This window comes from Pseudomonas sp. ITEM 17296 (assembly GCF_028895205.1).
GTDB classification, from domain to species: domain Bacteria; phylum Pseudomonadota; class Gammaproteobacteria; order Pseudomonadales; family Pseudomonadaceae; genus Aquipseudomonas; species Aquipseudomonas kermanshahensis.
In genome coordinates this window covers 25947-32508 of the sequence record NZ_WJRS01000045.1, presented here as the reverse complement: position 1 = coordinate 32508, position 6562 = coordinate 25947, and the positions used below count along the sequence as shown (strand labels likewise).

Sequence of the window (6562 nt, the reverse complement as noted above, 5' to 3'; positions counted from 1 at the left end):
TTCGCGGGTAAACCCGCTCCCACAAAGATCACCTCAGACACGCCTGGCAGCCATGGGTCGATTGCAGCCGTTAGCCAGTGACCGCTATCGACCCAAACCTGCCATCCACTGCTGTTCAGTACAGGTCTGCAATCTCGCCGCACACCACATGGCTGCGGCGAGACCAGGCCACGTCAGTTTTCGTACCGTAACGTAACAGCGAAGTTACGCGGCTCACCGTAATAGTTGCCCAGGTTCGAGTTATAGACGGCAGAGTAATATTGCTTGTCAAACACGTTGTTCAGGTTCAGTTGTGCACTCAGGTTCTTGTTGATCTGGTAATTGGCGTTCAGATCGACCAGGCTGTATGCACCTTGCTCCACGTTGCCCAGGTAGACTTTGCTCTGATGATAGAGGCTGCCGCCCACGCGCCAGTTGTCCAATTCGCCGGGCAAACGGTAGTTGGTGGCCAGTTTGACTAATCGGCGCGGGGAGGTTTCGGTGGCGTAGTCGGTACCTTTGCGGGTTCCGCCGACATATTCAGGGTGACTGTAGGTGTAGCCGAGCACGGCGTTCCAACCGGGGAGAATCTCGCCAGAAGCCTCTACTTCAAAACCTCGGTTGCGCACCTTGCCGCCTTCCTCGTAGCACGTTGAGCTATGCCCTGGCCCGCAAATACGGTCTGCGCCAGCGACCGCCTGAGGTAAATGGCTTTGGTCAACCTGAAATACCGCCACCGACGTATTGAGCAGCCCGTCGTAGAACTCGTTCTTTAGGCCGATTTCGTAGTTGCTGCCGGTGATAGGGTTGAGCAGTGTGTTGTTGATGTCGTAGTTGCTTTGAACCTGATAAATCTCGGTGTAGCTGGCGTAAACCGAGGCATTGTCAGTCAGGTCATACACGACGCCCGCATAAGGAATGACTTTTCCGTTTTCCTTGAAACGGTCGTCATAGTCAGCAGACGCGTAGTCAACCCAGCTGAAACGGCTGCCCACTATCACATGCAGGTCGTCGCTGGGGTTCAACCGGGTGGCGGCATAAAGCCCTTTGTCCTTGCGTACGTTGCGGTACTGGATGCGTTCGTAGCTATAGGTGGGCGCGACCACGTGTGAAGGGGCGAAACCCAGAATATCGACGACGCTTGGGTTGTTGTTGTAACGCGACTCGTTGATGAACCGGTCTTTGCGCGCGTTGGCGCCAAACACCAGTTCGTGGCGCTGGCCGAGCAGGTAGAAAGCGCCGTTCAGCGCGGCATCAAGGCTGATTTGTTCGTCGTCGTATGTTGTGTCGTTGGTGGACAGGCGGAACTGGTCGTTACCAATATTGTTGCCGTAGAGCCCGAGGAAATCGGCATTCGACCACATCAGGTTAGTATTGACGGTGAGTTTCCAGTCATCGTTGAACGTATGCTTGATGTCAGCGAATACCGTGCGATTGATTTTGTTCAGGTGGGCCCAGCTTGGCGCAAAGGACGCCGAGCGCGACAGTGGATAGAAGCTGCCATCGAGTTGAGTGGGCAAGCCGCCCCAGTCATAACCGCCGTGATAATCCTTTTGAAAGACGGTGCCGAGAGTCACGGTCGTATCTTCACTCACGTCGGCTTCGCCAATGGCGTAGAACAGCTGGTTCTCTTTGTCGGCACGGTCTACGAAACTATTGCCGGCGTTGTATAACAGTACGGTCCTGCCACGCAGCGTGCCCTGTTCGTTCAACGGCCCGCTTACGTCGATCTGACTATGGTAATTATCCCAGGAGCCGCCGCCGATTTCTGCTTTGAGCTTATAGGTATCCGTTGGCCGCTTGCGCACCAGGTTGATGGCCGCCGAGGGGTTTCCCGCACCCTGCATCAAGCCGTTTGCGCCGCGAACAAACTCTACCCGGTCGTAGATGGCCATGTTGTTAATAGAGGTCACGTCCATCGAGTAGCTTTCGGAAATGCTGGTCGGTACGCCGTCGTATTGCAGGTCGTTGACCTGGAAACCGCGGGAGAAATAGCGTGAGCGTTCGGTACCAAAATCCTTGGTGGTGTTGATTCCCGTCGCAGCCCTGGCAACGTCTTCCAGGGATTGCATGTTTTGATCGTCCATTTGCTGACGCGTGACGACGCTGACCGACTGCGGCGTTTCGCGCAGCGAGAGATTCATCCGCGTCGCTGTGTTGGTGCTACCTGTCGTGTAGGACCTCGACCCCTCGGTGATGGCGCCCAGCCCCGAGCCTGTCACGTTGGTCACGCCCAGTTGCAATGAGCCCGACGGTGCAGCCGGCAGTACCACATAGCTGTTATCCCCACCGGCAACTGCCTGCAATCCAGACCCGCTCAGCAACACAGAAAAGCCCTGATCGATACTGTAGCGGCCGTTGATGCCCCGGCTCTGCTTGCCTTCGGTCAGGCCGTTGTCGAACGACAAGACAACGCCTGCTTTGGTGGCAAAGCTGTTCAGCACAGTGCCAAGAGACCCGGCTTCGATAGCAAATTCCTGCTGGTGCAGGGTACGGGCTGGTACCTGGCTTTCAGCCGCGCGAGTAAGTGCTGGAGTGGCCATCAACAACGATGCGCCCATTAGGGCAAGGCATAGCGCGCTTGGGGTGTTCAACGTGGCGGTGCAGAAGCCTGGAAGGGGATGCTGCATGCTTTCTCCTGATGCGATTGTTGGCATTTTATGAGGTGTCTGCAAAAGGAGTCGCGCTGCCGAGCGTAAAGTGACAACGCGTTTTGAAATTTTTTTTGGCCTGTTTTTTGGCCCAAAAGTCGATTGCCCTCAGGCCACCATTTCACTATATTGAGATTAATTCTTATTCTCTGCTTGGCTTCGACATGCCGTCTGGCAACCCTATCGCGACGCTCTACAACGACCATCAACCCTGGCTTATCAGCTGGCTGCGCAAGCGTACCGGGTGTTCGCAGGCGGCGGCAGACTTCGCCCAGGACACCTTTCTTCGCGTGCTGCTCGCCGAGCGCCGTGAACCCCTGGCGGCCACGCTCAATGAGCCACGGCATTTTCTGGTAACCATCGCCAAGCGGGTAATGATCGACAGTTTTCGCCGTCAGTCGGTGGAGCGTGCCTACCTCGAAGTGCTCGCCGCGCAGCCTGAGTCGTTCGAGATTTCTGCCGAGGAACAGCTTTCCTTGCTCCAGACACTGCTGGAGCTGGATCGCATGCTTGACGGCCTGGGCGTGAAGGCGAAAACGGCGTTCCTTATGTCGCAAGTGCAAGGGCTGACCTACCCTCAGATCGCGGAACAATTACAGGTGTCCGCCAGCTCAGTGACCAAATATATGGCCCGAGCCACCGAACGCTGCCTCTTGTACCTCGTGGACAATCCCTGGTGACCAACGACGCCCAGCGCCAAGCGCTTCGCCACGCTGCGCAGTGGTTCGCGCACCTGTCCGCGAACCCTGACGACCCGGCGCTGCGCGCACAGTGGCAACGCTGGCACTGCCGAAGTGCGGAGCATGAGTGGGCATGGCAGCAGTTGACCGAATTGCAGGCACGCCTTGGCAGCATGCCGCAGCAGTTGGCCTGGGCGGTCATGGAAAAGTCCACGTTACGCGAGAGCGGGCCGAATCGCCGCACCCTTCTCAAAGGGCTGTTGCTCGGCGCCGGCGCGAGTTCATTGGCATGGCAAGGCTATGACGTTGCGCCAAAATGGATGGCCGATCTCAAAACCCGCACCGGAGAACAGCGCCAAGAGGCGCTTGCTGACGGCACCTTGCTGGTGTTGGATACCGATACCGCGCTGGATGTAATGTTCAATGCCAGCACGCGCTTGCTGATCCTTCGGGCTGGTGAGATCCACGTAACCACCGGCAAGGACTCCCGTCCGTTCCTGGTGCGCAGTGCCCAGGGGGAGCTGCGCGCATTGGGCACTCGTTTCGCCGTGCGCCAGTTAGACGGGCTGACGCGTCTTAGCGTCTACCAGCATGCCGTTGCGGTACGCCCTGAGCAGGCCACCGATGAGGTCGTGATCGAGGAAGGGCAATCGGTGACGTTTGATCGTCAGCGACTGTTGGGCACGCAGGCGTTGAAAACAGCCGAAGAGGCCTGGGCCCAGGGGCGGCTGGTAGTGGAAGGCTGGAGGCTGGACCTACTGATCAATGAGTTGCAGCGCTATTGCCCCGGCTATCTTGGCTGCGCGCCCGAGGTCAGCCATTTGCGGGTGTCGGGCTCGTATTCGCTTGGTAATATCGAGCTGACATTGAACACGATCGCCCGCTCGTTACCCATCCGAATCCAGCAACTTACCCGTTACTGGACGCGCATCCTGCCGGTTTGATGATTCGTCCGCTTTTGGCCCCAACGCTTTTCCCGGCTCATTGTCAAACGCAGGGGCTTACGCTTTAATTCCAATTTGCCATTCACCCAATCGGCGATCTTGATGCCTTATCCGTCTGACCTTTCACACGACATCAGTACGATTGCCAAGATCGAGGCCGTCCCGCTTATTCTCAATATGGTGAAGCATGTTACCGGCATGCGCTTTGCGGCAATTGCGCGTGTCACCGAGACAAAATGGGTGGCTTGCGCTGTCGATGATTCTATTGATTTTGGGCTCATACCTGGCGGTGAGTTGGTGCTGGAAACGACGATTTGCCACGAAATTCGTCAGCACCGCAAACCCGTTATATTCAGGAATGCCAGTGAGCATCCGGTGTACTCAACCCACCACACCCCTCAGACATATGGCTTAGAAAGCTACGTCTCCATTCCTATCACCAGGACAAACGGAGACTTCTTCGGAACGCTCTGTGCTATCGATGAGGTTCCGGCCCATTTTGATGAAGAGGCGGTGTGCAAAACGCTAACGCTGTTCGCCCAGTTAATAGCTGTTCAACTCGACGTTTTGGCGGACCTTGAGACCAAAACGATTGAACTGGCAAGTGCAGCTGAGACAGGCGTTGTCCGGGAGCAGTTCATTGCCGTACTGGGGCATGACCTCCGTTCGCCACTGTGCGCTATCAGAATGAGCGCCGATCTACTGGAGGCTAAGCTTCCCGCCGGCCGCGAGCAGCAGCTTGCCACTGCAATACGACAAAGCTCGCAGCGGATGAATAACTTGATTGAAGATGTCCTGGATTTTTCTCGAGGAAAGCTGGGGGGAGGCATTCCGGTCAAACGGACGTTAGTGGACAACCTGGGTGACGTTTTTAGTGCCGTCATCAATGAAATCATGACGAGTCATCCCAACGTCAACATCCGTCAAGAGGTGATCATTTCACCTGGGGTCTTCTGTGATGCTGGGAGAATGGGGCAGTTGCTTTCAAACCTCTTGGGCAACGCAGTGGCTCATGGGGCGCGTGATCTTCCGATAGAGGTGACCGCAAGCATGCAAGAAAATCATATAGTGCTGTCAGTGATGAACCATGGCCCAGAAATCCCCGACGTTTTGTTACCGCTACTGTTCCAGCCGTTCAAAAGGTCGGCAGCCGGTGGCCGCGGGGAGGGGCTGGGGCTCGGTTTGTATATCGCATCCCAGATCGTAACGGGTCACAACGGGACGTTATCAGTAACCTCTACGCCTGAGGCCGGCACCCGCTTCGTAGCGAGGTTCCCTGGCACGTTGGAGTGGACGAAAGAGGACTAGATGTAGTCCGTGGGCGTTATAGGCAGCGCCTATCATCCTCCCAAAGCGGCATTAAATCCCTCGCTTGCCATTAGAAAAAATACTATGAACGGACATACCTTGTTGCCTCCCCTTAACGCGCTCAGGGTATTCGAGGTGGTTGCCCGTCATCTGAATTTTCGGCTGGCTGCCGACGAGCTAGGTGTCACTCAGGCCGCTGTGGCACAGCAGATACGAGGGCTTGAGACGAGCCTGGAGTTGAAGTTGTTTGAGCGGTTGCCTAGAGGGCTGCGCTTGACTGAACCCGGGAAGGGCTACAGCTTGGCAGTTCGTGAGGCATTCGCCTTGATCACTACGGCCACGCAAGCCCTCAAACCAGTGGGGCTGGAGCTGACGGTCAGCGTCACGCCTACTTTTGCGGCGAAGTGGCTAATCCCTCGGCTGTCCTCGTTCTCAGTTGCGCACCCTCAGATCGATCTGCAAGTACTTGCCACTGACCGCATTTCGCAATTTCGGCCTGGTGGAGCTGACATCGCTGTCCGCTACGGACGTGCACCTTTCGAGAATATGCTCAATGCCGAGCCTTTTCTGACTGAACGTATAGTTGCGGTGGCTAGCCCGGTATTGCTTGAACAACTGGGTCGGCCAGAGAGCGTGGAAAAACTGCAGGAATACACCTTGCTGCATGACGCTCACAGTTTCTGGCCTGAGTTCATAGATCAGGCCTTCCAGAGCCCCATCCGCCAACCCTCTAAAAATGTGCGGTTCAACCAAACGGTACTTGCGATCGAGGCTGCAGCAGCAGGACAAGGGCTGGCATTGGCCAGCTACCACTTCGTCAAAGCAGACCTAGAGGCAGGAAGGTTAGCGCTGGCGATGGCGCATCAAATGAGCTTGGACAAAGCCTATTATCTGGTCTGGCCGCGAAACGCTCACCAGCCGGCGGCCCTGGAAACCGTCCGAACGTGGCTACTTGAACAGGCGAGGCTATAGATTATCTACTGGCAGGAAGAAGGGTTGT

5 protein-coding genes are annotated in these 6562 nt (G+C 56.4%); 4 read left to right on the top strand and 1 reads right to left on the bottom strand.

From position 1 onward, the window contains the following. Positions 1 to 173 precede the first annotated feature (173 nt). A complete protein-coding gene (locus tag GIB19_RS27310) occupies positions 174 to 2609 on the bottom strand; it encodes a TonB-dependent siderophore receptor (protein WP_274888742.1) in 2436 nt (811 codons plus the stop codon). 185 nt (positions 2610 to 2794) lie between these two features. Here GIB19_RS27310 and GIB19_RS27305 point away from each other — a divergent pair, with 185 nt between their 5' ends. From GIB19_RS27305 to GIB19_RS27290, 4 genes are all read left to right on the top strand, one after another. Then, positions 2795 to 3310 carry a sigma-70 family RNA polymerase sigma factor gene (locus GIB19_RS27305; protein WP_274888744.1) on the top strand — a complete coding sequence of 172 codons (516 nt, stop codon included), beginning with the start codon at positions 2795 to 2797 and terminating at the stop codon, positions 3308 to 3310. After that, on the top strand, positions 3307 to 4254 hold the full coding sequence (locus tag GIB19_RS27300) for a FecR domain-containing protein (RefSeq protein WP_274888740.1): 948 nt from the start codon (positions 3307 to 3309) through the stop codon (positions 4252 to 4254). Before GIB19_RS27305 ends, GIB19_RS27300 begins: the two co-directional genes overlap by 4 nt. A gap of 102 nt (positions 4255 to 4356) precedes the next feature. Then, positions 4357 to 5562: a GAF domain-containing sensor histidine kinase gene (locus tag GIB19_RS27295; protein ID WP_274888739.1), complete on the top strand. Its 1206-nt coding sequence runs from the start codon at positions 4357 to 4359 to the stop codon at positions 5560 to 5562. An 84-nt stretch (positions 5563 to 5646) separates the two neighbouring features. Beyond that, entirely contained in the window at positions 5647 to 6534 is an 888-nt protein-coding gene (locus GIB19_RS27290) for a LysR substrate-binding domain-containing protein (protein WP_274888738.1), read from the top strand. Positions 6535 to 6562 lie beyond the last annotated feature (28 nt).

What these genes read in the sequence shown, in the direction of transcription:
- GIB19_RS27310 (WP_274888742.1), bottom strand. Translation starts at nt 2,609, where the DNA reads ATGCAGCATCCCCTTCCAGGCTTCTGCACCGCCACGTTGAACACCCCA.
- GIB19_RS27305 (WP_274888744.1), top strand. Translation starts at nt 2,795, where the DNA reads ATGCCGTCTGGCAACCCTATCGCGACGCTCTACAACGACCATCAACCC.
- GIB19_RS27290 (WP_274888738.1), top strand. Translation starts at nt 5,647, where the DNA reads ATGAACGGACATACCTTGTTGCCTCCCCTTAACGCGCTCAGGGTATTC.
- GIB19_RS27295 (WP_274888739.1), top strand. Translation starts at nt 4,357, where the DNA reads ATGCCTTATCCGTCTGACCTTTCACACGACATCAGTACGATTGCCAAG.